This window comes from Rhodococcus sovatensis, assembly GCF_037327425.1.
GTDB lineage: Bacteria > Actinomycetota > Actinomycetes > Mycobacteriales > Mycobacteriaceae > Rhodococcoides > Rhodococcoides sovatense.
Genome location: NZ_CP147846.1, coordinates 3,774,163 through 3,798,930, shown reverse-complemented (window position 1 = coordinate 3,798,930; position 24,768 = coordinate 3,774,163). Strand labels below are relative to the sequence as shown.

27 protein-coding genes are annotated in these 24,768 nt (G+C 63.2%); 16 read left to right on the top strand and 11 right to left on the bottom strand.

The window, feature by feature from the left end; all coding sequences use genetic code 11:
- Window positions 1-19: 19 nt before the first annotated feature.
- Window positions 20-1,957: a primary-amine oxidase gene (locus WDS16_RS17635; RefSeq protein WP_338886497.1), complete on the bottom strand. Its 1,938-nt coding sequence runs from the start codon at window positions 1,955-1,957 to the stop codon at window positions 20-22.
- Complete coding sequence (locus WDS16_RS17630; RefSeq protein WP_338886496.1) at window positions 1,954-3,393, bottom strand: gamma-aminobutyraldehyde dehydrogenase; 1,440 nt, start codon at window positions 3,391-3,393, stop codon at window positions 1,954-1,956. The genes WDS16_RS17635 and WDS16_RS17630 overlap by 4 nt, the downstream gene beginning before the upstream one ends.
- Window positions 3,394-3,558: 165 nt before the next feature.
- Between WDS16_RS17630 and WDS16_RS17625 the strand changes: the two genes are divergently transcribed.
- Entirely contained in the window at window positions 3,559-4,548 is a 990-nt protein-coding gene (locus tag WDS16_RS17625) for an MBL fold metallo-hydrolase (protein WP_338886495.1), read from the top strand.
- Window positions 4,549-4,559: 11 nt separating this feature from the next.
- Here WDS16_RS17625 and WDS16_RS17620 read toward each other — a convergent pair whose 3' ends face one another.
- Window positions 4,560-5,387, bottom strand: a complete 828-nt coding sequence (locus WDS16_RS17620; protein ID WP_338886494.1) for a hypothetical protein — start codon at window positions 5,385-5,387, stop codon at window positions 4,560-4,562.
- A 53-nt stretch (window positions 5,388-5,440) separates the two neighbouring features.
- Window positions 5,441-6,853: an acetate metabolism transcriptional regulator RamB gene (gene ramB, locus WDS16_RS17615; protein WP_338886493.1), complete on the bottom strand. Its 1,413-nt coding sequence runs from the start codon at window positions 6,851-6,853 to the stop codon at window positions 5,441-5,443.
- A 171-nt stretch (window positions 6,854-7,024) separates the two neighbouring features.
- On the opposite strand from ramB, the gene WDS16_RS17610 reads away from it, so the two are divergent.
- From WDS16_RS17610 to WDS16_RS17590, 5 genes are all read left to right on the top strand, one after another.
- Window positions 7,025-7,429: an SPW repeat domain-containing protein gene (locus tag WDS16_RS17610; RefSeq protein WP_338886492.1), complete on the top strand. Its 405-nt coding sequence runs from the start codon at window positions 7,025-7,027 to the stop codon at window positions 7,427-7,429.
- 396 nt (window positions 7,430-7,825) lie between these two features.
- Window positions 7,826-9,115: an isocitrate lyase gene (gene aceA / locus WDS16_RS17605; protein WP_338886491.1), complete on the top strand. Its 1,290-nt coding sequence runs from the start codon at window positions 7,826-7,828 to the stop codon at window positions 9,113-9,115.
- A gap of 156 nt (window positions 9,116-9,271) precedes the next feature.
- On the top strand, window positions 9,272-10,147 hold the full coding sequence (locus WDS16_RS17600) for a 3-hydroxybutyryl-CoA dehydrogenase (protein ID WP_338886490.1): 876 nt from the start codon (window positions 9,272-9,274) through the stop codon (window positions 10,145-10,147).
- Window positions 10,148-10,343: 196 nt separating this feature from the next.
- Complete coding sequence (locus WDS16_RS17595) at window positions 10,344-10,619, top strand: hypothetical protein (protein ID WP_338886489.1); 276 nt, start codon at window positions 10,344-10,346, stop codon at window positions 10,617-10,619.
- A gap of 105 nt (window positions 10,620-10,724) precedes the next feature.
- Window positions 10,725-11,765, top strand: a complete 1,041-nt coding sequence (locus tag WDS16_RS17590; protein WP_338886488.1) for an NAD(P)-dependent alcohol dehydrogenase — start codon at window positions 10,725-10,727, stop codon at window positions 11,763-11,765.
- A 50-nt stretch (window positions 11,766-11,815) separates the two neighbouring features.
- On the opposite strand, the gene WDS16_RS17585 is transcribed toward WDS16_RS17590, so the two are convergent.
- Window positions 11,816-12,685 carry a PPK2 family polyphosphate kinase gene (locus tag WDS16_RS17585; protein ID WP_338886487.1) on the bottom strand — a complete coding sequence of 290 codons (870 nt, stop codon included), beginning with the start codon at window positions 12,683-12,685 and terminating at the stop codon, window positions 11,816-11,818.
- 32 nt (window positions 12,686-12,717) lie between these two features.
- Between WDS16_RS17585 and WDS16_RS17580 the strand changes: the two genes are divergently transcribed.
- The gene (locus WDS16_RS17580; protein WP_338886486.1) at window positions 12,718-13,179 is read left to right on the top strand and encodes a PPOX class F420-dependent oxidoreductase; all 462 of its coding nucleotides are present in this window, start codon (window positions 12,718-12,720) and stop codon (window positions 13,177-13,179) included.
- A 58-nt stretch (window positions 13,180-13,237) separates the two neighbouring features.
- Here the strand turns inward: WDS16_RS17580 and WDS16_RS17575 are convergent, their stop codons facing one another.
- Window positions 13,238-14,212, bottom strand: coding sequence for an iron-siderophore ABC transporter substrate-binding protein (locus tag WDS16_RS17575; RefSeq protein WP_338886485.1), 975 nt, complete (start codon window positions 14,210-14,212; stop codon window positions 13,238-13,240).
- Window positions 14,213-14,220: 8 nt separating this feature from the next.
- Window positions 14,221-14,781, bottom strand: coding sequence for a type 1 glutamine amidotransferase domain-containing protein (locus tag WDS16_RS17570; RefSeq protein WP_338886484.1), 561 nt, complete (start codon window positions 14,779-14,781; stop codon window positions 14,221-14,223).
- A 62-nt stretch (window positions 14,782-14,843) separates the two neighbouring features.
- Here WDS16_RS17570 and WDS16_RS17565 point away from each other — a divergent pair, with 62 nt between their 5' ends.
- Window positions 14,844-15,008, top strand: a complete 165-nt coding sequence (locus WDS16_RS17565) for a hypothetical protein (RefSeq protein WP_338886483.1) — start codon at window positions 14,844-14,846, stop codon at window positions 15,006-15,008.
- On the opposite strand, the gene WDS16_RS17560 is transcribed toward WDS16_RS17565, so the two are convergent.
- A complete protein-coding gene (locus tag WDS16_RS17560; RefSeq protein WP_338886482.1) occupies window positions 15,005-15,754 on the bottom strand; it encodes a TetR/AcrR family transcriptional regulator in 750 nt (249 codons plus the stop codon). The two genes, WDS16_RS17565 and WDS16_RS17560, sit on opposite strands and share 4 nt — an antisense overlap.
- A gap of 109 nt (window positions 15,755-15,863) precedes the next feature.
- Between WDS16_RS17560 and WDS16_RS17555 the strand changes: the two genes are divergently transcribed.
- From WDS16_RS17555 to WDS16_RS17530, 6 genes are all read left to right on the top strand, one after another.
- Entirely contained in the window at window positions 15,864-17,135 is a 1,272-nt protein-coding gene (locus WDS16_RS17555) for a DUF445 domain-containing protein (RefSeq protein WP_338886481.1), read from the top strand.
- Between the two features lie 97 nt (window positions 17,136-17,232).
- The gene (locus WDS16_RS17550; protein WP_422395683.1) at window positions 17,233-17,787 is read left to right on the top strand and encodes a helix-turn-helix domain-containing protein; all 555 of its coding nucleotides are present in this window, start codon (window positions 17,233-17,235) and stop codon (window positions 17,785-17,787) included.
- Window positions 17,780-18,562 carry a heparin-binding hemagglutinin gene (locus WDS16_RS17545; protein WP_338886479.1) on the top strand — a complete coding sequence of 261 codons (783 nt, stop codon included), beginning with the start codon at window positions 17,780-17,782 and terminating at the stop codon, window positions 18,560-18,562. Before WDS16_RS17550 ends, WDS16_RS17545 begins: the two co-directional genes overlap by 8 nt.
- A 65-nt stretch (window positions 18,563-18,627) precedes the next feature.
- Complete coding sequence (locus tag WDS16_RS17540) at window positions 18,628-18,918, top strand: DUF2516 family protein (protein ID WP_338886478.1); 291 nt, start codon at window positions 18,628-18,630, stop codon at window positions 18,916-18,918.
- A gap of 44 nt (window positions 18,919-18,962) precedes the next feature.
- Entirely contained in the window at window positions 18,963-19,712 is a 750-nt protein-coding gene (locus WDS16_RS17535) for a MerR family transcriptional regulator (protein ID WP_338886477.1), read from the top strand.
- 13 nt (window positions 19,713-19,725) lie between these two features.
- Entirely contained in the window at window positions 19,726-20,751 is a 1,026-nt protein-coding gene (locus WDS16_RS17530) for an alpha/beta hydrolase (protein ID WP_338886476.1), read from the top strand.
- 127 nt (window positions 20,752-20,878) lie between these two features.
- On the opposite strand, the gene purU is transcribed toward WDS16_RS17530, so the two are convergent.
- Window positions 20,879-21,763, bottom strand: a complete 885-nt coding sequence (gene purU, locus WDS16_RS17525; RefSeq protein WP_338886475.1) for a formyltetrahydrofolate deformylase — start codon at window positions 21,761-21,763, stop codon at window positions 20,879-20,881.
- A gap of 12 nt (window positions 21,764-21,775) precedes the next feature.
- Window positions 21,776-22,615 carry a class I SAM-dependent methyltransferase gene (locus tag WDS16_RS17520; protein WP_338886474.1) on the bottom strand — a complete coding sequence of 280 codons (840 nt, stop codon included), beginning with the start codon at window positions 22,613-22,615 and terminating at the stop codon, window positions 21,776-21,778.
- A gap of 44 nt (window positions 22,616-22,659) precedes the next feature.
- Between WDS16_RS17520 and deoC the strand changes: the two genes are divergently transcribed.
- Complete coding sequence (gene deoC / locus WDS16_RS17515; RefSeq protein ID WP_338886473.1) at window positions 22,660-23,316, top strand: deoxyribose-phosphate aldolase; 657 nt, start codon at window positions 22,660-22,662, stop codon at window positions 23,314-23,316.
- A 21-nt stretch (window positions 23,317-23,337) separates the two neighbouring features.
- On the opposite strand, the gene WDS16_RS17510 is transcribed toward deoC, so the two are convergent.
- Window positions 23,338-24,066, bottom strand: coding sequence for a DUF2993 domain-containing protein (locus tag WDS16_RS17510; protein ID WP_338886472.1), 729 nt, complete (start codon window positions 24,064-24,066; stop codon window positions 23,338-23,340).
- Between the two features lie 113 nt (window positions 24,067-24,179).
- Between WDS16_RS17510 and WDS16_RS17505 the strand changes: the two genes are divergently transcribed.
- Window positions 24,180-24,767, top strand: coding sequence for a type IV toxin-antitoxin system AbiEi family antitoxin (locus WDS16_RS17505; protein WP_338886471.1), 588 nt, complete (start codon window positions 24,180-24,182; stop codon window positions 24,765-24,767).
- Window position 24,768: the final 1 nt, after the last annotated feature.

Below are 24,768 nucleotides of genomic sequence, written 5' to 3'. Positions count from 1 at the left end.
TCTCTAGTGCTGTGAATCTCTAGTGGCACGAACTGTCGGGGTCGGTGTGACAACTCTTGGCAGGTGAGGGCGCCACGTCCAGGGATGGGTTCCGATCGAAGAAGCCGAACGGTTTGAGCCAGAACGAGACCGTGTCCGCGGGCATCACCGGCCAGTCCTCGGGGCGGGTGATGTGGTGGATCCCGAAGGTGTACCAGAGCACGACATCGGTGTTCTCGATGGGCCGGTCCGCCTCGGTCCACTCGGGAAGGCCGTGGTCGACGCCACTCTGGTTGACGAATTCGCCACTGGGCCAACGCTCGTCGGGTGAATTGGGCGTCACCCACACGGTGTGACCGATAACCTGAGCGCGTTGGAACACCGGCGACGCCGGGTCGAACATCGATGGGATCGCGGCGCCGGGCACGAGCTTGTACGCCGGATGGGTACCGAGACCGTTGGTCACGTTGTCGTTGACGACCTTCCACGCCTTCTGCGTGTGCCAGTCGTAGTCCTGCTTGCCCTCGGACTCGGTCGTCAGCGGGGTGTTGAGCTGTGTCAGGGCGAGCCCGTACGGATTGTCCGGGCCCATCGGAACCTGTTTCGTCTCACTGGCATAGACGGTGTTCTCGGTGCCGTCGATGTCGAGATCGAGCCGTGCGACCAGGAAGTGCTGGTGGTAGGGCGCATAGGTCCGGTTGTCGACCAGCGTTCCCGACGGGTGGGTGCCGCCTTCTTCGAAGTGGGTGACCACCATGATGCCCGTCGCACGGACCTCGCACTCGATGTTGCCGTCCTGGTAGAAGCGCCAGTAGACGAGGTACTCGTAGTTCGCCACGGTGGCGTGGAAACTGACCGTCAGCCGTCGCATACGCCGGACCTCGGCGCCGGCGTCGTGATCGACGTGCTTCCACAGCACCGCGTTGTCTTCCTCGTGGATGCAGATCGCGTTGGTGATCGTGTACGGCTCCCCCTTGCTGTTGTGCAGCACCGCGTCGAGGTACCGGATCTCACCGAGACAGTCGCATCCGAGTTCGAGTGAGGTGGTCATGAAACCGAGACCCCATTCGCCGATGTCGAACGCAGTACGACGGTAGTGGTCCTCGGTGTGATCACGATAGGGAACGACCATCTCCGCGAACGATATTCGATTGGCAACGGACCTCACGTTGCCGTTGTCGTTGTACGTGACCGCGTGCAGCGTCATACCCTCGCGGTAGTTGAACCCCACGCGAAGGGACCAGTTCTGCCACGTCAACTTGTTGCCGTCGAGCTCGAACGACGGTCCGTCGGGTTGAGTGATCTCGAGGGGTTTCAGCGGCGGCCTCGTGCTCGAGTTCCTGATTCGCTCCGGAATGTGCCGTGGAACGTACTCGCCCATGATCTCCGGTCGCTCGACACGGTAGGTGTCCTCGATCTCGAGCAGTTCCATCGTGTTGACGTCGATGACGCAGTGGAAACCGCCCACCGGTCCGGCGTATGGATTGGCGCCCGCCGCGGCCTTGACCCAGGTATCGGACCAGCCGAGGCGTCGACCCTTGTACTTGTCGGGAGTCACCGCCTCGCCGTAGGTCCACGTGTCCATGAACACCATGTCCAGGTCGGTGATGCCTCGATCTGCAAGAGCGGCAATGACGTCGGGATGCGCACGTAGCACGGCATCCGCTTCTTCCCACTCGTCGACGGTGAAGTTCGCCTGCACGTCCGGGATATGCGTCCAGGACTCGATGACGAGTTCGTCGAGCGATACGACGGCCTTGAACGTCGTGTTGTCGGTCCGGTTCAACACCACCGTCACGGCCCGTCGGGCCGGCACCGTGCCATCGGCGTCGAATGCCGCGATCTCGGCCTTCGACGGTTCGATCATTTCGATCGAGGCGTACCGCCAACCGTCCCCGACGGCGTGGTCCCGCGCGAGTGTTGCTGCTACCGAGCTGAATTCGTCGGAGGACAGGGGGTCCAATGGGTGAAAGGTCATGCGATGGAATCCGTCGAGCTCATGACGTGCTTGATGCGGGTGTAGTCCTCCACGCCGTAAGCCGAGAGATCCTTGCCGTAACCGGAGTACTTGAATCCGCCGTGCGGCATCTCGGCGACGAGTGGGATGTGACAGTTGACCCACACACAGCCGAAGTCGAGCGCGGCCGAAAGGCGAAGACTCCGGCTGTGATCGGAGGTCCAGACGCTCGACGCGAGTCCGAAGTCGACGTCGTTCGCGAGGCGGATTGCCTCGTCTTCGTCGGTGAACTTCTGGACCGTCAGCACCGGCCCGAAGGTTTCTTCTTGGACGATGGCGTCGGATTGCTTCACGCCGGTGATGATGGTGGGCTCGAAGAAGAAACCGGTGTCGCCGATGCGCTTGCCGCCGGTGGCGATGGTGGCGTGCGGGCCGATTCCCTCGACCTTGGCCTTGACCTGGCCGAAGTGGTTCACGTTGTTGAGGGGTCCGTAGAACGTGTCGGGATCGTCGGGGAGGCCCACCTTCACCGACTTCGCTTTGGCAACCAACGCATCGACGAGCTGGTCGTGCACGGATTCGTGTACCAGCACTCGCGTGACGGCGGTGCAGTCCTGACCGGCGTTGAAGAATGCCGCGTCACCGATGCCGTCCGCTGCCTTCGCGATGTCGACGTCGTCGAACACCACTGCAGGTGCCTTGCCGCCGAGCTCGAGGTGAGCGCGTTTGAGCTCCTTGGCCGCACCGACTGCCACCGCTATACCTGCGCGCACCGAGCCGGTGATGGACACCAACGCAGGAGTCTTGTGATCGACGATGGCCGCACCGGTGCCGCCGTTGCCGAGAACGACGTTGAACACACCGTCGGGAATGATGCCCTTGGAAATTCTGGCCAGCACGAGCGTGCTTTCGGGCGTTGTGTCGCTCGGCTTGAGAACGATGGTGTTTCCCGCCGCGAGTGCGGGACCGATCTTCCAGATGGCCATCATGAACGGGTAGTTCCACGGCGTCACTTGGCCGACGACGCCGAGTGGCTCACGTCGGACGTAGGACGTGAAACCGTCCATGTACTCGCCCGCGGACTTTCCTTCCAACATGCGCGCTGCGCCCGCGAAGAAGCGGACCTGGTCGGCGCCGACGGTGATCTCCTCGGCCGCGATGGTCGCCTTCGGCTGCCCTGTGTTGCGGCTCTGCGCCTCTACCAACTCGTCGCTCGCGGCTTCGATGGCGTCGGCCAGTTTCAACAGAACTTTCTGGCGCGCACTGGGCGTCGTCTTGCCCCACGTAGTGAAGGCCTCGCGGGCCGCAGTCATGGCCGCGTCGACGTCGGCTGCGTCGGAAATCGGGGATCTGGCGACCACCTGTTCGTCGACGGGGTTCACAACATCGAGAAGCTCACTGCCCGAGGGCGTCACGAACTGTCCACCGATGTAGTTCTGCAGGACCTGCACAGTCATCGTGTTCATCCCATCTTCGACACACATTTTCGGTTCTGCACAGCGTGCACCCGCCGAGTGATCTTCGCTACCCGACAATATGTCGATTCGATTGCAACAGGACAGGACGAAGTGGTGTGTGTAGTCGCGGTTGGTGTCGGTTGACGACACCGGTACCGTCGTGCCATGAGTGTGGGGAAGGGACCGACGCAGATCGGCGACGGCATCTGGGCGTTTCTGTGGGAGCCGGGGGGCTGGGGGCAGACCAACACCGGTCTTCTCGTCGATCCTGGTTCGGCGTCGATGGTGATCGATACGGTATGGGACGTCGACCGTGCAGAGCGGACGGCAGCCGAGACTGCGGCATTGGTACGCGACGCGCCGATCACCGAAGTCGTCAACACGCATTCCGACGGAGATCACTGGTGGGGCAACGACACCGTCCCGGCCGACGCTCGGATCACGACGAGTTCGGCGTCGCTGCACGCGATGAAGGAAGAGACGCCGCCGTCGGGAGTGCACGCGTTCGCTTCGCTGGGGGCGCTCGTGAGGTGGGTGCCAGGACCCGTCGGTGCGATGGGCGGCTATATGAACCGTGTCCGAGGCGGCGCCACCTTCCCTCGGAAGACACCGAGGATGCCGGACCACACCTTCGACGTGACCGAGACGATCGCCGTCGGTGGCAGGGAGGTGCAGCTGAGGTATCTCGGTCCGGCGCACACCGTCGGAGACCTCGTCGCGCACGTGCCCGACGCCGGCGTCGTGTTCACCGGCGACCTGTTGTTCATCGGGTCCACGCCGATCCTGTGGCACGGTCCGCTCGGCAACTGGATCGACGCCCTCGACCACCTGCTGTCTCTCGACGCGAAGGTGTACGTGCCGGGACACGGTCCGGTGTGTGGAACGACCGAGATCGCCGCGTTGCGTGACTACTGGAACTGGGCGGACACGGCCGGCCGCGAACACTTCGATGCGGGCGTCGAGGCACCCCACGCGGCTCGAAACATGATGCGGTCGAAGGAGTTCGAGCAGTTCGCTGCATGGGACTCGCCGGAGCGGCTCATCCTGAGCATGTCGACGTTGTATCGATTGTGGGAGGGCAAGCCAGCGGCGCCGCCGACCCTGGCTCGACGAGCGCGGGCTTTCGCAGCAGCCGGGGCGTTCCTTCGAGAGTGAGATGGAGGGCGTCACCGCGCGGTGGTTGCCTGCGGGCTCGAGTGCGCGCTGAGTTTGCGGACCCCCATGAAGCCCACGAGGCCGACGACGATCAGGGTGATTCCGAGCCACAGGGGTCCCGAGTCGGTGATGAGAAGCGACAGACCTACGATCCCGATGAATGCCGGGATCCAGTTGAACAATTCGATCAGCGGAAGTGGCGGGTCCGTAGGTATGCCCGCGGCCATCGCCGCCTTGTTCGGAGCCACATCCGGATACCACTCGGTGAACGCGACGGCGAACAGCATGGCGCCGATCTGCAGGATCCACCCGGTCCAGAAGTTGTCCGAGGTATCCAACACGATGACCCCGTACAGACCTGCCAGTGCGGAGAAGCTGAACGCGAGTGCCCATGCGAGCGTGATGCGGTAGTTGACCTTTCGGAACAGCGGAGTGTCCCAGACTTCCTCCTCCACCTGTTCCTTCGCGTACTCGAGCGTGAACGGATTGCGCAGCAGTATCGAGCCGAACGCGAACACCACGAGCGCGATGTTGGTCATTTCGCCCGACCACAGTTCCATCCACGCGATCATCCCTGCCGTGGCGAAGAGCCCGATGCCCGAGATGATCGCGAAATACCCGACGTCGAACAGTTCCATCTTCTTGACCCGGCCGCCGTGCCGGTGGCCGAGGACGATGAACAGCACCGACATGCCAAGGGCAATGCTCGCGGCCTCCTCGAACCTTCCGGGCCCGACGATGAGCGACATCGCGATCCACGGCGCGAGCCCCGACAACGGGGATTCGAGGAAGGCGTCGATCAGGCTGCGTTTCTTGTCGGTGGCTTTCTCGTGTCCCATCAGATGATGGTCCATGGCCGGCGCCGCCGCGGAAAGATGAAAAGCGGGTGAAATCAGCGGACCAGATACGGGGACACCGAGCTGCGGTGTTCGTCGATGTCGAGCGCCTTGCCCAGGGGAGGGAAGGCGCGCTGCGGGCAGTTGGAGCGTTCGCAGACTCGGCAACCTGCTCCGATGGGCGTTGCTACCGAAGAACCGTGTAGATCGAGCCCGTCTGCGTACACCAGTCTGCCCGCATGGCGAATCTCGCAGCCCAGGCCGATGGCGAAGGTCTTGCTCGGTTGGCCGTATCGCGCCGCGCGTCGTTCGACGGTACGGGCGATCCACAGGTAGCTGCGACCGTCCGGCATCTCGGCGATCTGAGTCATGATCTTGCCCGGATACGCAAACGTCTCGTATACGTTCCACAGAGGGCACGTGCCGCCGCTCGACGAGAAATGAAAGCCTGTCGCGGACTGCCGCTTCGACATGTTGCCTGCGCGGTCGACGCGCACGAACGAGAACGGTACACCGCGCAGATTCGGTCGCTGGAGGGTCGAGAGTCGGTGGCAGATCGTTTCGTAGCTGACGGAGAAGAACGCGGACAGTCGTTCGATGTCGTATCTGAAGTCCTCTGCCACGTCGTGGAACAGGCGATACGGAAGGACCGTCGCTGCGGCGAAGTAGTTGGCGAATCCGAGGACTGCCAGCTTCCTCGACTCCTCACTCGTGAATCCTCCCTCGTCGACCATCTTGTCGAGTAGGTCGGCGCACTCGAGGTACGCGAGTTCGGCGGCGAACTTGAACATCTTCTGACCACCGGACAGGTGCGGCGAGATCTCGAGAAGTCGCGTGTTCGGATCGAACCTGTGCAGTACGTTCTCGCCGAGGTCGATCCGGTTGACGATCTTCACCTCGTGCACCGATTGCAGACGCTTGGCGATTTCACCTGCGATGTCCGCGCGGTGAAATCTGATGCGGGAGGTCAGTTCTTCGGCCGCAGCGTCCAACTCGTGGAGATAGTTCTGACGCTGGTAGAAGTAGTCGCGTACCTCCTCGTGAGGTTTGCTGATCGCACCACTGCCACTGCCGTCGCTGAACCGTTCCTCGGTGGCCGCCGCCAGCTGAGCCGTCGTGTTCCGGTAGCGGCGGTGCATGTTGACCATGGCCCGTGCCAGCTGCGGATGTGAGGACACCATCTGGGCGATCTCGTGGGCGTCGGCGACGATGCCCATGTCTTGATCGAGCGCGACCTCCCGGAGTTCTGCCACCAGGCGGGTGTCGTCCTCGGAAGAGAAGAAGGATGTGTCGACGCCGAATACCTCGGAAATGCGAAGAAGCACGGGGACGGTGAGCGGGCGCACGTCGTGCTCGATCTGGTTGAGGTAGCTGGCCGAGATCTGGAGCTGACCGGCAAGCGCGACCTGGCTCATCTTGCGTTCGGTGCGCAACTGTCGCAGCCGCGCGCCGACGAACGTTTTCGACATGGGCGCCAGGTTACGCCTGCGAAGAAGTTACTTAGCAACCTTCGCCTGGCCGGCCGAACATCACGATCCGGCCCGTTCGTCACAATTCGGTCGACCGGGGACGCGGAACCCGCGGAAGGGGCGTATACCGAATACATGCTCGTTTGCACAGGTAACTAAGAGGGAGACACCATGTTGGACAATTCTCGTGAAGTCGTGCGCGACGCACTCGTGTTGATCACCGGCGTCGTGCTTGTGACGTCGACGATCTGGCTGCCGGTCGGCGGCGACACCGGAGTGTCGGGGGCGATCCTCATCCTTGGGATGGTGTCGGCTGGAACGGCGCTGTGGGCGATGTCGAGCGCATCGAGGTCGAGTCACTGGGCGCACGTCACGCTCGGCGTGATGCTCGCACTGTCGCCGATCGTGCTCGCTTTCCCTGCTGGGCTCTTTGCTGCCGACATGTTCGCTCTGGTCGGCGGCGTGATCATCGCAGCAATGGGCGTTCTCGGAGTGTTGGACAGTGCTCGCGCTGCTGGTTCGTCGCGCACCGTTGTCGCTTCCCCCACGCAACTCCGGGCCCGCGTCGCGCGGTAGGGCTATAGGTGCACGCTGTCGGCCCGCGAAGCGATGTGATACTCGTCACAATCGTGGATCGAAGTTCGCAAAGGGCCGACTTTCTGGCTCGATTCAGACGACGTAGGTCTAGCCGTACGTTTGTCCGGTTAGATTTTCGTAAATTGCGTTCACGAACTGCGGTTTTCCCTACTGGCTGGTAACGAGGCCTGCCCGATCGGCGAGGTTCGTACGACCAAAATCTTCGCAACGTTAGCAAGGGGTTGTCGAAAGGTAGCCAAGATTGGCACTAGGAACAGGTAGACGGGCCTTTTTGGGTGTGCCATTGTTTGGAAGAACACCCGCAGGGCCTGGCAATGGTGTGAAGAAATTTGCACGAGCCGGCCGCTCAGATCAGAAATAGAACTGGAGCTGACGATGTCGACCACCGGCACACCGAAGACCACCGAAGAGATCCAGAAGGACTGGGACACCAACCCGCGCTGGAACGGCGTGACGCGTAACTTCACCGCCGAGCAGGTTTCGAAGCTGCAGGGCACCGTCGTCGAAGAGGCAACTCTCGCTCGTCGCGGCTCGGAGATCCTCTGGGATCTCGTGAACAACGAGGACTACATCAACTCGCTCGGTGCGCTCACCGGCAACCAGGCAGTGCAGCAGGTCCGCGCCGGACTCCGCGCGATCTACCTCTCCGGCTGGCAGGTCGCCGGCGACGCCAACCTTTCGGGCCACACCTACCCGGACCAGAGCCTCTACCCGGCCAACTCGGTGCCGACCGTCGTGCGTCGCATCAACAACGCCCTGCTCCGCGCCGACGAGATCGCCAAGGTCGAGGGTGACACGTCGGTCAGCAACTGGCTCGCCCCCATCGTCGCCGACGCCGAAGCCGGCTTCGGTGGCGCACTGAACGCCTACGAGCTGCAGAAGGCCATGATCGCGGCCGGCGCTGCAGGCGTCCACTGGGAGGATCAGCTCGCGTCGGAGAAGAAGTGCGGCCACCTCGGCGGCAAGGTTCTCATCCCGACCCAGCAGCACATCCGCACCCTGACCTCGGCGCGCCTCGCGTCCGACGTCGCCGACGTGCCGTCGGTCATCATCGCCCGCACCGACGCCGAGGCCGCAACCCTCATCACGTCCGATGTGGACGAGCGCGACGTGGAGTTCCTCGACGGAACCCGCACAGCAGAAGGCTTCTTCGGCGTGAAGAACGGCATCGAGCCCTGCATCGCTCGTGCGAAGGCATACGCTCCCTACGCGGACCTCATCTGGATGGAGACCGGCGTGCCGGACCTCGAGGTTGCGAAGAAGTTCGCCGAGTCGGTTCGCAGCGAATTCCCCGACCAGCTGCTCGCCTACAACTGCTCGCCTTCGTTCAACTGGAAGGCACACCTGGACGACGCCACCATCGCGAAGTTCCAGAAGGAGCTCGGCGCGATGGGCTTCAAGTTCCAGTTCATCACGCTCGCGGGCTTCCACTCGCTCAACTACGGCATGTTCGACCTTGCGCACGGCTACGCCCGCGAAGGCATGACGGCGTTCGTCGACCTGCAGGAGCGCGAGTTCAAGGCTGCCGAAGAGCGCGGCTTCACCGCCGTCAAGCACCAGCGTGAGGTCGGCGCGGGCTACTTCGACACCATCGCCACCACCGTCGACCCGAACACCTCGACGGCAGCTCTCAAGGGATCCACCGAAGAGGGCCAGTTCCACTGAGCTAGCACGCTTTCCCGGATCTTCAACGCACCAGTCAGGCGGTCTGCAACTCTCGTTGCGGGCCGCCTGATCTGTACCACGAAGGTCGTAGGGCCAGAGTTACCCCCCATCTCACCAGAGATGTTGTAGCGCAATGTTCCTTGAAGGAGTGTCACAGTGACGGTCGAGAGGGTGGGGATCGTCGGTGCCGGTCAGATGGGCGCTGGTATCGCCGAGGTGTGCGCCCGCGCACACGTCGACGTGTTGGTCTGCGAACAGACACGTGAGCTGACGACCGCAGGACGCACACGCATCCTGCGGTCGTTGGACCGTGGCGTCAGCAGCGGCAAGATCACCGAACGCGAACGTGAACACGCCGCTCGACGGCTCCGCTTCACCTCCGATCTCGGCGACTTCGCCGATCGTCAGCTCGTGGTCGAAGCCGTGCTGGAAGACGAGAAGGTCAAGGCAGGCATCTTCGCCGAGTTGGACTCGGTGGTGACGGATCCGAACGCCGTGCTCGCGTCGAACACCTCGTCCATTCCGATCATGAAGTTGGGGACCGCGACGAAAGCACCCGACCGCGTCGTCGGATTGCACTTCTTCAATCCGGTGCCGGTGCTTCCTCTCGTGGAGCTCGTCACCACTCTCAAGACCAGCGATACCGTCGCCGAGCGGGCCGAGAGGTTCGCCGGCGACGTGCTCGGCAAGCAGGTAGTCCGCTCCGCCGACCGTTCCGGCTTCGTAGTCAACGCGCTCCTCGTGCCGTACCTGCTCTCCGCGATCCGCATGGTCGAGTCCGGGTTCGCCACCAAGGAAGACGTCGACAAGGCAACGGTTCTCGGTCTGGCCCACCCGATGGGTCCGCTGGCGCTGGCCGACTTGGTCGGGCTCGACACCGTCAAGTCCATCGCCGACTCGATGTACGCAGAATTCAAGGAACCGTTGTTCTCGGCGCCGCCGCTGCTGCTGCGGATGGTCGAGGCAGGCCTGCTCGGAAAGAAGACCGGGTCGGGTTTCTACCGGTATGAGAACGGGCGAGTCGCCCGCTGACGGCCCGGTGCCCGGCCCTGGGCGCTCCGCGCCCAGTGGCATGGTTAAGTGCACCGGAACGCACTCAACCATGCCATTGGCGGCGGAGCCGCTCGGGCATCGGCGGCGGAGGCGCTGGTAACTGACGCCGTCTCTGCGTAGCTTTGGTTGCAGCGGCGCGACGGTGCGCCGACGAGCGGAACAGGGGACAACAGCGGTGAGCAAGTCGAATAAGTCGGGTGGGTTCCTTCCCAAGGCGTTCGGACTCGGATTGGCTGCGACGGGCGCAGCTCACTTCGTCGTTCCCGAAGCGTTCGAGGGCATCACCAAGCGTCCGTTCCCGAAGGACACCCGGGAGTGGATCAGCCGTAACGGCGCAACCGAACTGGCTGTCGGTGCAGCCATCGCGTACCCGAAGACCCGCACTATCGGTTTCGTGGGACTCGGTGCATACGTCGGTTGGCTGGGCTTCAACATCGCCCGAAACAGCTGAGCTGGAACTGTCGAATGTTGTGAATCACTCCTGTCAGCTGGGAATACCCAGTTGGCAGGAGTGTCCGCATTGCATAGTTACCGATGCGTAGGTAGCAATGTAGTTATGACTTCAGCTACCGCATACACGGCGACTGCCGCCGACGCCCCGCTCGAGAAGGTCACGATCGATCGACGTGAGCTCGGGCCGAAGGACATTTTGATCGAGGTGAAGTTCGCGGGGATCTGTCACTCCGACATCCACACCGCGCGGAACGAATGGGGCGGCACCAACTACCCCGTCGTTCCCGGGCACGAGATCGCGGGCATCGTTGCCGAGGTCGGCTCCGGCGTCAGCAAGCACAAGGTGGGCGATCGGGTCGGCGTCGGCTGTTTCGTCGACTCGTGCGGCGAGTGTGAGGCCTGCCTAGAGGGTGAGGAGCAGTACTGCTTCAAGGGCGTCACCGCCACCTACAACTCCAAGCTGGCCGACGGTTCCATCACCCAGGGCGGTTACTCGACGCATATCGTCGTCACCGAAGGCTTCGTGCTGTCGATCCCTGAGGGCATCGAGCTCGACGTCGCTGCGCCTCTGCTTTGTGCAGGAATCACCCTGTACTCCCCGCTCAAGCACTGGGGAGCCGGACCGGGCAAGAAGGTCGCCATCATCGGCATGGGCGGACTCGGCCACGTCGGCGTCAAGATCGCGCACGCTCTCGGCGCCGAGGTCACGGTACTGAGCCAGACGCTCAGCAAGGAAGAAGACGGCAAGCGGCTCGGTGCAGATCACTACTACGCCACCTCCGACAAGGAGACGTTCAAGAAGCTGCGCGGCCAATTCGACCTGATCATCAACACTGTCTCCGCCGAGATCGACATGGACAAGCACATGTCGCTGCTGGCGATCAACGGTTCGCTCGTGATCCTCGGCCTGCCGTCCGAGCCCATCAAGGTTCGCGGATTCACCCTCGCGGCAAACCGTCGTAGCCTCGCCGGATCGATGGTCGGTGGTATCGCGCAGACCCAGGAGATGCTGAACTTCTGCGCCGAGCACAAGATCGGCGCAGAGATCGAGACGATCCCCGCGGACAAGATCAACGAGGCGTACGAGCGCGTGTTGAAGAGCGACGTCCGCTACCGCTTCGTCATCGACGCTGCAACGTTCTAGACCACCCTGGTGCGCCCTGTGCGTCGTCGTAGCCGACGTACAGGGCGCATTCAGCTGTTCGCCAGCCGCTGCTTCTCCACCTCGACGTCGAAATCGGCTGCAGGCCAGTCGAGATCGAGTCTTTCGAGAGCATCGATCAACAATTCGGTGACTGCAAGCCTGCTGTACCACTTGCGGTCGGCCGGGATGACATGCCACGGCGCGTAGTCGGTGTTGGTGCGGTCGAGGATGCGTTGGTACGCGAGGCGGTACTGCGGTAGGAATCCGCGCTCGGTGACGTCTCCCGGGTTGTACTTCCAGTACTTGTCCGGCCGGTCGAGACGTTCCTGCAGGCGGGTGCGTTGCTCCTCCGGCGAGACGAAGAGGGCGACTTTCACGACAAGCGTCCCCTCGTCGACCAATTCCTTTTCGAACGCGTTGATTTCGTCGAAGCGAGGCTCCCACACCTGGCGCGGCACCAGATCGTGGACGGCGACGACCAGCACGTCCTCGTAGTGCGAGCGGTCGAACACACCGATCTTGCCTCCCCCCGGCAGCTCATTTCTGATTCGCCACAGGTAGTGGTGTTCGCGCTCTTCTTTCGTGGGCACCCCGAACGACGCGAGATCGACACCCTGTGGGTCGACCAATCCGATGACGTGTCGGACCATCCCGCCCTTGCCTGCGGTGTCCATTCCCTGTAGTACCAACAGGATCGAGCGCAGATCACCGGATCGACCGTTTGCGTACAGCTTCTCCTGCAGAGCGGAGAGAACCTGGCCGCGTTCGGCGAGCAACTCCTGTGCGTCCGCTTTGGTGCCGTCGAAACCGGGGGTCAACGAGAAGTCGATTTCTTCGACGCGAGTGTCGTCGGTCGCCCGGAGTACCTGTGCAGCAGGCGTCGACCAGAGGTTCGTACTCTTCTTCGAATGCTTTGCCATGGGCTGACCTTAGTCGCACTAGGCTGGTTTACATGGCTCCGAAACTGGCTTCCGCAGAATCCGTCGAGCGCGAGAAGTTGCTCGAGTTCATTCGTCCGCGTCACCGTTCGACGCTCATCACACACAAGCGTGATGGTGGGCTGCAGGTATCGCCGGTGACGTCCGGTGTCGATTCCGAAGGTCGCATCGTCATCGCCTCGTACCCGGAGCGCGCCAAAGTGGCCAACATCAGACGACATTCGGCGGTGACGGTATGCGTGCACTCGGACGAGTGGAACGACGCCTACGTCCAGGTCGACGGCACGGCCGAGATCCTCGATGTCCCCGACGCCGTGGAACCGCTCGTTGAGTACTTCCGCAGTATCGCGGGTGAGCATTCGGATTGGGATGAGTACCGCGAGGCGATGCGGAAGCAGGGAAAGTCGTTGATACGCATCATGATCGAATCCTGGGGCCCGGTCGCCGAGGGTGGCTTCCCCCCGGGGAGAGTGTGACGAGCCCCCCGGGGAGAGTGTGACGAGCCCCCCGGGGAGAGTGTGGCGAGCCTGCTCGTCAGCCCTGCAGAGGCGAGGCGAACAACGGAACCGCGTTCTCGATCGCGTACTGCGTTCCCGATGCCGACCCGCTGGAGAACGCACCACTGAGGTTCGTGTCGTCGAGAACTACGAGACGGCCGTCGCGGGCGACTGGAAGCCCTTGTATGGACGGGTCGGCGGTGATGATGTCGGCGGTGCCACCGATCGGAAACATGACCGTCAGGTCGGCGTCGAGCTGGGCGACGTTCTCGGCCGAGAGGTCGATGGAGAACTTGCCCTCCGTGGCCTGCGACTGGATCGCTTCGGAGTTGACGAACCCGAGCTCCTTCATGAACTCGACGCGTGCGTCTCCGTCGACGTATGCACCGAGCTGGCCGCTGTACACCGTGCCGACGGCGACGGTCTTGCCGGCGAACTCAGGGTTGGCTGCTACTGCCGCCTCGAAGTCAGCGTTGGTCTCGTCGATGAGTTGCGTACCCTCTTCGGACTTTCCGAGAGCGTCGGCGACCAATTGGGTCTGCGCATCCCACGTGGTGCCGTAGGCGATCTCGGTGCCGACGGGTGCGCCGACCGTCGGCGCGAGCTCGGACAGTTTGTTGTAGATCTCCGGATCGTTGGTGCTTCGGGTCCAGAGGATCAGGTCGGGCTCGAGAGCGGCCACCGACTCGATCTCGACGTCGTAGGTGCCGAGAATGGTCGGCGCGGCGTCGTAGGACTCCTCCACCCATGGCCCGAGACCGTCTCCGCCGACGGCGAGCCAGTCGCTGGCACCGACGGGCTGGACGCCGAGGGCGAGTGCCGTCTCTGCGTCGGACCATCCGAGGGCGACGACCCGTTGTGGGTTTTCGGGGACGGTGACGTCACCGAAGATCGTCGACACCGTAGGACCGTCGGCTTCCGAGCCCGAGTCGGAGCTGCTGCACGCGGACAGCGTCAGCGCGGCAACGGCGGCGACAGCGGGGACCAGAGTCGACAGGAGAGCTTTGCGCATAGGCAATGCTAACCTATGCTGCTGTTTTTCGAGAACTGTTCGACCAGCGCGGCGCAGAACGCTGGAAGGTCGTCGGGGTTCCGACTGGACACGAGATTGCCGTCGACGACGACTTCGAAGTCCACGACCGTTGCTCCCGCATTGCGAATATCGGTGCGGATGCTCGGGTACGAGGTCAACGTGCGGCCTCGAACGACATCGGCTTCCACCAGAATCCACGGCCCATGGCAGATGACTCCGACCGGTTTGCCGGACTCGACGAACCGTCGCACGAAATCGACAGCGTCGAAGTCCGTGCGCAGGGTGTCGGGATTCGTCGTGCCACCGGGAAGGATCAGGGCGTCGAAATCATCGACCGAGACATCGGCGACGACGCTGTCGACGGCAAAGGTGTTCGCTGCGTGAACATCGCTCGTCATGGCCTGAATGTCTCCGTGCGTGAGGGAGACGAGAGTTGTTGTGGCACCCGCAGATTGAACGGCATCGCGCGGTTGCACAAGTTCGACTTCTTCGACGCCGTCGGTGGCGAGAATCGCTACACGGCGTCCGGACAGCGGTGAGTTGCTCATACGACCGAGGTTGTCCGCCTCGATCCCTTTTCAAACTGAGCGCCCTGAGTAGGGTCAGGCACATGAGTTCAGACATCACCGACCCCAGCCCTGAAGTTTCCGTCGAAGACCGCGTGGACAGCCTTCGTGAGGACTCCGATCTGCCGACCACGGTCCCAGACGAAGCCGACCCCGCCGACTTCGTCGACCAGCACATCGAGGTGCCGATCGACGAAGAGGAGCGCTAGGTCGTTTCGGCTGCGTTCGGCTCGGATACCGCCTCGTCGACCAGAGGGTGAGGCTGCGATTTGAACTTCGCCGGTGAGCCGTCGGCCATGGCGACGCCGTGCACTCCGCCCCACGTCATCATGCACAGGTAGTCGATGAGGTCCTCGGCAGACATCGACTTGTTGGAAATCCACCAGTGCGTGGCGAGTTGAACAGCACCGACGATCGCGAACGCCCACGGGACCGAGCCGCCGGAGTCCATCTCGCGGACCCGTAGGCGTTCGCCCAGCACCGTGGCCAGCAGTTCCGCGATCATCCGTTCCGACTCGGCCACGACGTCGCGGTTGGGGCCGGCGTTGTTGGCCATGACGTAGAGGTAGACCTCAGGATCGGTCGCAACCGTCTCGACGTATGCAGCTATGACCGCCCGGGTGAGGTGATACTCGTCGAGTTCCTCGGAGATCGCGAAGTAGATGCGAGGAGCGAGTGTCGTCTCGACGTAGCGCGTCATCGTCGCGTTGGTCAGGTCGTTCTTGTCGGTGAAGTACCGATAGAGAACCGTCTTCGAGATACCGATCTCCGACGCGATTTCGTCCATTCCGATATCGCGACCGCGTAACCGGATGGCCGCCAGGGTGCCGTCGACCAGTTCTTCCCGCCGCGCGATCTTGTGTTCGCGCCACCGGCGCTTACGGCCGTCCGGCTTCTCGGTCTTGCCCTCCGAACTGGTCTCGGTCTTGTCCGCTGATGTCGCATTTCTCGCCACGTGTTCCCGCCGTATCCCATCGTCTTCGTATGAAGATCAGCTTAGGCGTCCATCGTGGGTTGCGCGTGTATGCGTGCGCGAAAGCGTGTGACCTTCGAACACAGGCACAATGGCGATTGTGGAATTGATGAATCTCGACGATGCGTCCAAACGCCACGACCTTCGCAGGATGAAGCTCGTCGCTACGGGCTTCCTCGCCTTCGCCACGGTGGTCTACCTGATTTGTCGCTGGCAGGAGTCCAAGGGTGCAGGGGAGTGGGTGGGATACGTTCGCGCCGCGTCGGAGGCGGGGATGGTCGGGGCGCTTGCCGATTGGTTCGCTGTGACGGCATTGTTCAAGCACCCGTTGGGAATTCCGATTCCGCACACCGCCATCATCAGGAAGAAGAAGGACCAGCTCGGAACGTCGCTCGGCTCGTTCGTCGGGAACAACTTCTTGGCGCCGGATGTCGTTTCCGACAAAGTCCGGTCCGCTCAGGTGCCGCTTCGGCTCGGGACCTGGCTCGCCGAGACCGAAAACGCCGAACGGGTTGCCGCCGAATCGGCGACGATCATGCACGGCGTCGTCGGCGTGCTCAACGACGAGGACATCACTCAGGTCATCGACAGCACGATCGTTCGTAGGCTCGCCGACCCGCAGTGGGGGCCACCGATCGGCAGGGTTCTCGACGAGCTCATCAAGGAGAACCGCCAGTTACCGCTTATCGACATGCTGGCTGAGCGGGCGCACCAGTGGGCGCTGGGGAGCGAGGAGACGATCGAACGCGTCGTGTCGCGGGATTCGCCGACGTGGTCTCCCAAATTCGTCGATGCGCTGCTCGGCGAGAAGATCTACAAGGAGGTCGTCGAGTTCACCTGGAAGGTTCGATCCAATCCCCAGCATGAACTGCGCCTCGCCGCCAACAAGTTCCTCGTCGATTATGCGCACGATCTTCAGCACGACCCGGCGACCATCGAAAAAGCCGAGTCGCTCAAGGCGCAGATCATGGGCAGGGACGAGATAACCGGTCTTGCTGCCGCCACCTGGAAGGTCGCCAAGCGCCTCATCACCGAATCCGTCGACGACCCGTCGAGCACGCTCCGACTCAAGATCAGCGAGAACGTGGCCAGTTGGGGCGTGCGGATTCGCGACGACGAAGAACTTCGCGAGAAGTTCGACGGCTGGCTGCTCGGGGGAGCGCGGTACATCGCGTCGAACTACGCAGGCGAGATCACCACGATCATCACCGATACGGTTGCCCGCTGGGATGCCGACGAAGCGAGCCGCAAGATCGAACTCCAGGTGGGTCGCGATCTGCAGTTCATTCGCATCAACGGCACAGTCGTCGGCTCCCTCGCCGGATTGGCGATCTACTCGCTGTCGAATCTGATGTTCGGATGAGTGCTAGCAGAGTGCTTGCAATAGTTAGCACCCTTGGGTAGCCTCGGTTCCCGTACACCGAAACCACAAGTTTCAGGTAGCGAATCGAGTGGTGAACATGACCCCTAGTAACGATGAACACTTCGACAACCAGGGGATAGTCGCCAAAGTGTCCGAGGCGACCGAGGTTGTCGCAGAGGCGAGTGATCTCGTCGCCAGCGTCGTGACAACTGCCGCATCGGATATCGGCAGCTATATCCGCTCGCAGCGCGAGGCCGCGCAAGTTTCCATGCGGCAACTCGCGTCCAGGGCGGGGGTGAGCAACCCGTATCTCAGCCAGATCGAGCGCGGGCTACGCAATCCCTCCGCCGAGGTGCTCACGCAGATAGCCAAGGGTCTGCGGGTGTCATCGGAAGCGTTGTACGTCCGGGCCGGGTTCTTGGAAGAACGTCCGCACGGTCCAGTTCGAGATGCATTGCTCGGCGACACGGAGATCACGGAACGGCAGAAGCACGTGCTGATCGAGATCTACGACTCGTTCCGTCGCGAGAACGAGCAAGCGCAGAAGGCCGGCGAACGCGAGGCCGACGAACACGAAGCCGAAAAGGCAGTGCCCGAACCAGATCTACCTACCGACACCGAACCACCCATACAGGAGTCTTCCCATGACTGATCCCAAGAACTTCGACAACGTAAAGACGCCTATCTACGCGGCAGTCGGCGCAGGCGACGCGGTAGTGCAGGCCGTTGCCGACGTCGTGGCCCAGGTGCGCTCGCGCGCCGAAACTCGCGGCACCGAGGTCACCGACCGCGTCGATACCGCGCGCGCTCGCATCGCCGACTTGTCCGAGGACGTCACCGAGGGTGTCGAGTCGCTGCGCGAGCGTCTGACGAACCTGCCGGCAGAGCTGCCTGACGAGATCGCCGACCTTCGTGAGCGTTTCACTCCGGACGAGCTTCGCAAGGTCGCCGAGGCATACCTCAAGGTTGCGTCCGATCTGTACACCTCCCTCGCCGAGCGCGGCGAGGAGACGGTCGAGCGGATTCGTCGCACGCCGGCAGTCGAAGAGGGCCTCGAGCGGGCCAACTCTGCCGCCAACGACGTCGTCGACCTGACCGAGCAGGCGCTCGGCACCGTTGCTTCGCAGACGCGCGCCGTCGGTGAGCGTGCGGCAGCCCTCGCGGGCATCGCCTCCGACAAGGTGCGTGACACCGCCGAAGATCTCGCCGACGAGATCGACGAAGCCGGCGACAGCGCCAAGGAAGCTGCCACCGATGCGTCGCAGAAGGTGAGCGGAACCGCAGGCAAGGTCGAGTCCAAGACTCGCGGCACAGCAGGATCGCCGATCAAGAAGGCCGAGCCTGCCAAGAAGGCGGCGCCGACCCCCGCAGCGAAGAAGACCGCAGCACCGGCCAAGAAGGCTCCGGCCAAGAAGACCACCAGCTGATCGCTTCGATCCAAGTCGACCCCTGCACCGCGCGGTGTGGGGGTCGATTTGCGTAGTATGGGCGCGTGCCTGTTGTGAACAGCTTGACGTCGTTGATCATGTTCGTCCTCCAGATCATTGCTCTGGGTGGCGCGGCCTACGCTGTCTTCCACGCTGTCCGGCAGCGGTCCGACGCGTTCCCCGCGGTGGACAAGCTGACCAAGCCGGTCTGGCTGGGCATCCTCGTCGTATCGCTGTTGGTGATCTTCGCCTTCGGGATCAACTTCCTCGGAATCATCGCGATCGTTGCAGTGTGCGTCTACCTCGTCGATGTTCGGCCCAAGGTCGACGGAATTCAGCGCGGTCCGCGCTGGTAGGTCCTCGGCCCACAGCGACAGCGTCGAACGCATATCGTTCAGAGATGATCGAGTATCGCGTAGACGATCTCGCGCGTCGGGCAGGTGTGAGCGTGAGGAACGTCCGCGTCTACCAGGACCGCGGCCTACTGCCACCACCCCGTCGAGAAGGCCGAACAGGCTGGTACAACGAGGCGCATCTGGCGCGGCTGGAGCTGATCAGCCGGATGTTGGAGCGCGGTTACACCTTCGCCACCATCAGCGAGCTGCTCAACGCCGCCCAGTCCGGACTACGCGTCGAGGATGTTCTGACCCCCGACAGTGCAGCGCGTCAACTACGTGAGACCAAGCACCTCGGCCGTGACGATCTACAGGATCTCTTCGGGTCGGACATCTCCGACGCCGATCTTCGACGCGGCGCCGACATGGGCGTCATCGTCGAGACGGGGAACGGATACCGCATCGACAACCCGGTGCTGCTCGAAGCGGCGCGACTGCTGCACGACGCAGGTATTCCACTGAGCACGACGCTCGATCAGACCGAGGCAGTTCGATCCGATCTCGACGATGTCGCACGCAGATTTGTTGCGTTGGTCACAGACAAGTTCCTCGATGAGGGCAAGGATCCATTCGATACCGATGCGCGGACGGTCGGCGAAGTGGCGGAACTGGTCAACAGCCTCCGTCCGCTGACCTACCGCGTCGTCGGCGCACTGTTCAGGGAAGCAATGGACCAGCGGATCACGTTGACCATGGAAGAAGTACTTGCGCAGTACGGTGACAAACCTGAATCGGCGAACGATCAGGCCAGTTAGAACAGGAGAGTTCGTGCTTTCACGCAGAGCAGTCGAGGGTGCCTTACTCGGCATCGGGGGTCTTGCCGCGGCCGCGGGGATCGGCGCACTCGTTCTACGGCATCGGCGTCGTACATCGTTCACCAAAACGACCGACACTCGGCCCGACGCGCTTCTGCGCAGGCCTACGTTCGTGCCTCGCGTCGTCCCCGTCGTCACCGACGACGGCGCCGAGCTGCACGTCCGTGTCTACGGAGACCCTGATGCACAGCCGATCGTCTTCAGCCATGGCTGGACGTGCTCGGCGGATTACTGGATTCCGCAGATCAACGCGTTCGCGGAGAATTTTTCGGTGATCGTCTACGACCAGCGTGGACACGGTCGCAGCGACGTCGGCACCCGGCCGCTGGGCCCTGACGTGCTGGCCGACGATCTCGCGGATGTTCTCGCTGCGACCGTCGCCGAGGACAACAAGGCAGTGCTCGTCGGCCACAGCATGGGTGGCATGTCGATCATGGCGTGGGCGGGGAGGTACCCAGAGCAGGTCGAGAACCTGGTGAGCGCGGTGTTGCTCGCGTCGACTGCGACGGACAGTCTCGTTCGAGAGACAACGGTCATCCCGCTGCCCAATCGGTTCCCGAGGGTGCCGGTCCAGGTCGGCCGTGTCGTTCTGAAGTCGGCGATCCCGCTTCGCCCGTCGACGGTGACTCGGCACGCGATCAAGTACGTGTCGATGGCACCGGGTTCGACGGACGCCGAGGTGGCGTTCTGCGAGAAGATCGTGCTCGAGTGCGAACCCCAGACGCGTGGTATCTGGGGCGCAGCACTGACCGATCTGGACATCCATGAGGCGTTGGCGAACATGAACGTCCCCACCTCCGTGCTGGTGGGCACCGCGGACAGACTGACCCCGCCCGTGCACGCCCGTAAGCTCGCCCAGGCCCTGGACGCTCACGATCACCTCAGCAAGCTCATCGAGATACCCGGCATCGGTCACATGAGTTCGGTCGAGGCGATCGACGAGTTCAACTCCGAGGTCGCCAGGCTTCGTTTGCTCTGACAGTTCTCAGGACGGGCGCTCGGCCTGGGACGGGCGCTCCGCGCCCAGTGGCATGGTTAAGTGCACTCCGATGCACTCAACCGTGCCACTACGGCGGAGCCGCCCATGCCACTGCGGCGGAGCCGCGTCAGCTGAAGACGACCGTTTTCTTTCCGTGCACGAGGACGCGATCCTCGAGATGCCACCGCAGACCGCGCGAGAGTACGAGTTTCTCGATGTCGCGCCCTTGACGGACCATGTCGGAGACCTCGTCGGCGTGATCCACTCGGATGACGTCCTGCTCGACGATCGGGCCTGCATCGAGCTCGGCCGTCACGTAGTGGCACGTCGCCCCGATGAGCTTGACGCCGCGCGCGAATGCCTGGTGGTACGGACGCGCACCGACGAACGACGGCAGGAAGCTGTGGTGAATGTTGAGTGCGCGACCGGCCCAGTGCGCACACAGCTCTTCGGGGAGCACCTGCATGAACCGGGCGAGTACGACGGCATGCGGGTCGTAGGAGTCGACGAGCGCCCGCACCTCGTCGAACGCCGGACCTCGCTCGGCTGGATCCTTCGCGAACTCGACGTGATGGAACGTGATGCCATGTGCCTTCGCGATGGGCTCGAGCGACTTGTGATTGCCGATCACCGCCGAGATCTCGGCCGGCAGTTCTCCGCCGGCAGCGCGGCCGAGGAGGTCGTGGAGGCAGTGTGCTTCCTTGCTGACGAGAATTACGACGCGCTTGTGCTCGCCTGAATCATGCAGTGCCCATTCGGTTTCCGGACCGATCTCACGGGCGACTGCCTCGAATCGGGAGCGCAATTCGTCGATGCTCATCTCCACCGACGACGCCCGCACGGCCTGGCGTGTGAAGAACCAACCGGTGTCCGGATCGGCGTGGTAGGCAGCTTCGACGATCCAACCGCCGACCTCGGCGAGGAACGTCGAGATCTTTGCGACGATGCCAGTACGGTCGGGGCATCCGAGGGACAGAACGTAGCGACGGTCGTCGGTGACAACAGAACTCATGGCCCGATTCTCTCAGGATGCCCGGATGCCGGTTGCCACCAGTGTGCTCGCGTCGACCGAATCGATCCCGCGGGTGGCGAGCAGCTCGAGAAATTCGCGCCGGATGCTCTCGCGCGCCTTGTCGTCGAATGCACTCAGGGCGCCGCGGAAACCGCTGCCGAGGACGAAGTTCCACGCGAAGACATCCGTCGTCGGAACGTGGTTCGACAGCTCCCGGACGCGCACGGATTCGCAGCCCCGCGCCTGCAGCCACGCACTCAAAGACTCGGCGGTTTCGACTCGTCGTATCGGATGGGAGGCGTATCCCTCCTTCGATCGCGGTCCGCTGTGCGCAACCTCGGGTGCGTAGCGGGCGACGACATCGAAGAACGCAGCACCGAACGTTTCGATCGCCCCCTTGCGCCACACCGTCACGCCGACGCGGCCGCCCGGACGAACCATCGCGACGAGTCGGGTGAACGAGACCTCCATGTTCGGGAGGAAGAAGATTCCGTACGAACATGACAGGGCGTCGTAGCCGCCGTCGATCGTGCTGGGCGCTTCCCATTCGGTGGCGTCCGCGCAGACGAATTCGACGTTCCGTAGCGCCGACGCGGTAGCTTTGGCGCGAGCCACCGTGAGTAGGTCCTCGGCGAGATCGATGGCGTGAACCGTCCCGCTCGGGCCCACGGCCATGGCCGCGGGCAGGGCCGACGCGCCGGTTCCTGCGCATACGTCGAGGACGGACTCACCGGCCCGCAGGTCGAGGGCGAAGCTCAGCGTCTGACCCGCCGGACCCCACACTGCAGGGGTAACGGAGTCGAACTCGTTGCTGGTGGAGTTGAAGGTGCCAGCGACCTGTGAAGCAGACATAACCGGAGAGTTTAGGCGCGCGTCGACTGTGGTTGGGTGGTCTCATGTCTCTTACCCGCGGCGCCCTGGCGCGAATGGTCGACCACACGTTGCTCAAGCCCGAAGCCAAGCCCGAGGACGTCACCGCGCTCATCGAGGAAGGGCTCGCCCTCGGTGTGCTTGCCGTCTGTGTGTCACCATCCATGCTGCCCGTGCGAGCCGATGGCCTCGTCGTCGCCGCGGTCGCGGGATTCCCGTCCGGCAAGCATCATTCGCTCGTCAAGGGTGCTGAAGCACGCCTCGCGGTGGATCAGGGCGCGAACGAAATCGACATGGTGATCGACATCGGTGCGGCCATCTCCGGCGACTACAACGCGGTGTTGTCCGACATCCTCACCGTGCGTGAGGCAATCGGTCCGACGACTGTGCTCAAGGTGATCATCGAGTCGGCGGCGCTGTCCGACGAGGCTATCGTCGAAACCTGCCTCGTGGCCGAGAAGGCGGGCGCCGACTTCGTGAAGACATCCACCGGCTTCCATCCCGCAGGAGGTGCGAGCGTGGAAGCCGTCAAGCTGATGGCCGACACCGTCGGCGGCAGGTTGGGTGTCAAGGCCAGCGGCGGCATCCGTACGACGGACGCCGCCCTGGCGATGATCGACGCGGGCGCGACAAGGTTGGGGTTGTCGGGAACCCGCGCTGTCATAGATGGACTTGCGACCTAGCCGACTCGAGGGACTGACGAGCTAGGCGAGTAGCCCGCATCCGTCGGGTACTTCGGTCGGCTGGTCCGTAGCCGGGATCGAGTACTGACCACCCTGGAGGGCCAGTTCTATACCCGCGTCGGTCACCGTCAGCGACGTGGGGACCATGTCGAGCGGGTACTGCTGGAGGCTGTCGGAGAGAACGCCGACGATGCTGTCGACGAGGTCGGTCGGTAGTCCCAGGCCGAGGATCGAGGCGTCGACGGTTTGCACGTCGACACGATCTCCGACCACCGTCGGTTTCACGGTCAGCTGAGCGAGGCCCCCGACGGCGAACGACAGGGTGCCCGCCGATGCGTCCGAGGTGACGCCCGAGACGAGCGCGCCGATTCCCTGAGCCTGCAACGTCCTGGCGATGCCGTCGGTGGACCAGTCGATATCCGCGCTGGAACTACCGATGCTGCCGTTGGTATCGGCGGTGCGTTCGAGGTTCACGTCCTCGACTTCGGCGTGGACGGTCATGCCTTCGGCAATCCCGAACCGGGCATCGTTGCTGTCGAGCGTCACAGAGGACACCTGCTTGTCGACGAGTGACACCAGGATGGGCTTCCAGCCGAGTCCGACGTCGACCTGGCTGCCGATCTCGCTTTCGAGCTGGCCGGCGAGGCAGGACTTGATCTGCTGACGTAGGTACAGTTCTCCGCCCAACAGCGCAGCGACGAGAGCAAGAACGACGAGCACCGCGATCATGGGAGCTTTGCTTCGTGTCATTCGCCGCAGTCTTCCCGATGATTCTGAAAGACCTCTGTGAATATCAGCTTCCCGTGGGACGACCTGGGTCGATTGTTGTGATGTACAACACATCGTGTCGTACTCTTGCGTGTATGGGAACGACACGACCGAGCACCGTCGAGCTTCGTCGCCTGGCTGCGAGTCAGGATGGATACTTCACGAGCGAGCAGGCCGAGGAGCTCGGATTCGTGGCTCCCGCCATGGTCGCGAACATCGCCGTCGGCGATTGGATCAAGGTGGAGCGCAATCTGTATCGGCTTGCGGACTGGCCGCACAGCGATCTCGAGCAGTTCGCGATGTGGTGCGCCTGGTTCGGCGGTAATGCTGTGATTTCTCACCAGAGCGCGGCCGAGCTCCACGGCTTCGGTCATCTGCATCCCCAATTCGTGCATGTCTCGGCGTACACGAACCTGCGCGTGGCCGACACGCGGCTGGCCGTACATCGTCTGCAACTCACCCCACACGATTTCGAATCCACCGGCACGTTCCGGATCACGACGCCGGTGCGCACCGTCCTCGATCTCGCTGCGGGTGGCATCTCACAGATCACCCTCGACGAGGTGGTCGGCGACGCGGTCGCGATCGGGCGGGTCGAGCCGGGGGTGTTGTACAAGGAAGCAGTCAACGGACCGGAGCGGGTGGCCGAGCGCGTCGAGCTGGCCCTGTCTGCTTGTACCTAGC

Coding starts and splice junctions, on each gene's coding strand:
- WDS16_RS17635 (WP_338886497.1), bottom strand. CDS start 1,957: ATGACCTTTCACCCATTGGACCCCCTGTCCTCCGACGAATTCAGCTCG.
- WDS16_RS17630 (WP_338886496.1), bottom strand. CDS start 3,393: ATGACTGTGCAGGTCCTGCAGAACTACATCGGTGGACAGTTCGTGACG.
- WDS16_RS17625 (WP_338886495.1), top strand. CDS start 3,559: ATGAGTGTGGGGAAGGGACCGACGCAGATCGGCGACGGCATCTGGGCG.
- WDS16_RS17620 (WP_338886494.1), bottom strand. CDS start 5,387: ATGGGACACGAGAAAGCCACCGACAAGAAACGCAGCCTGATCGACGCC.
- ramB (WP_338886493.1), bottom strand. CDS start 6,853: ATGTCGAAAACGTTCGTCGGCGCGCGGCTGCGACAGTTGCGCACCGAA.
- WDS16_RS17610 (WP_338886492.1), top strand. CDS start 7,025: ATGTTGGACAATTCTCGTGAAGTCGTGCGCGACGCACTCGTGTTGATC.
- aceA (WP_338886491.1), top strand. CDS start 7,826: ATGTCGACCACCGGCACACCGAAGACCACCGAAGAGATCCAGAAGGAC.
- WDS16_RS17590 (WP_338886488.1), top strand. CDS start 10,725: ATGACTTCAGCTACCGCATACACGGCGACTGCCGCCGACGCCCCGCTC.
- WDS16_RS17585 (WP_338886487.1), bottom strand. CDS start 12,685: ATGGCAAAGCATTCGAAGAAGAGTACGAACCTCTGGTCGACGCCTGCT.
- WDS16_RS17580 (WP_338886486.1), top strand. CDS start 12,718: ATGGCTCCGAAACTGGCTTCCGCAGAATCCGTCGAGCGCGAGAAGTTG.
- WDS16_RS17575 (WP_338886485.1), bottom strand. CDS start 14,212: ATGCGCAAAGCTCTCCTGTCGACTCTGGTCCCCGCTGTCGCCGCCGTT.
- WDS16_RS17570 (WP_338886484.1), bottom strand. CDS start 14,781: ATGAGCAACTCACCGCTGTCCGGACGCCGTGTAGCGATTCTCGCCACC.
- WDS16_RS17565 (WP_338886483.1), top strand. CDS start 14,844: ATGAGTTCAGACATCACCGACCCCAGCCCTGAAGTTTCCGTCGAAGAC.
- WDS16_RS17555 (WP_338886481.1), top strand. CDS start 15,864: ATGGCGATTGTGGAATTGATGAATCTCGACGATGCGTCCAAACGCCAC.
- WDS16_RS17550 (WP_422395683.1), top strand. CDS start 17,233: ATGACCCCTAGTAACGATGAACACTTCGACAACCAGGGGATAGTCGCC.
- WDS16_RS17545 (WP_338886479.1), top strand. CDS start 17,780: ATGACTGATCCCAAGAACTTCGACAACGTAAAGACGCCTATCTACGCG.
- WDS16_RS17535 (WP_338886477.1), top strand. CDS start 18,963: ATGATCGAGTATCGCGTAGACGATCTCGCGCGTCGGGCAGGTGTGAGC.
- purU (WP_338886475.1), bottom strand. CDS start 21,763: ATGAGTTCTGTTGTCACCGACGACCGTCGCTACGTTCTGTCCCTCGGA.
- WDS16_RS17520 (WP_338886474.1), bottom strand. CDS start 22,615: ATGTCTGCTTCACAGGTCGCTGGCACCTTCAACTCCACCAGCAACGAG.
- deoC (WP_338886473.1), top strand. CDS start 22,660: ATGTCTCTTACCCGCGGCGCCCTGGCGCGAATGGTCGACCACACGTTG.
- WDS16_RS17510 (WP_338886472.1), bottom strand. CDS start 24,066: ATGACACGAAGCAAAGCTCCCATGATCGCGGTGCTCGTCGTTCTTGCT.
- WDS16_RS17505 (WP_338886471.1), top strand. CDS start 24,180: ATGGGAACGACACGACCGAGCACCGTCGAGCTTCGTCGCCTGGCTGCG.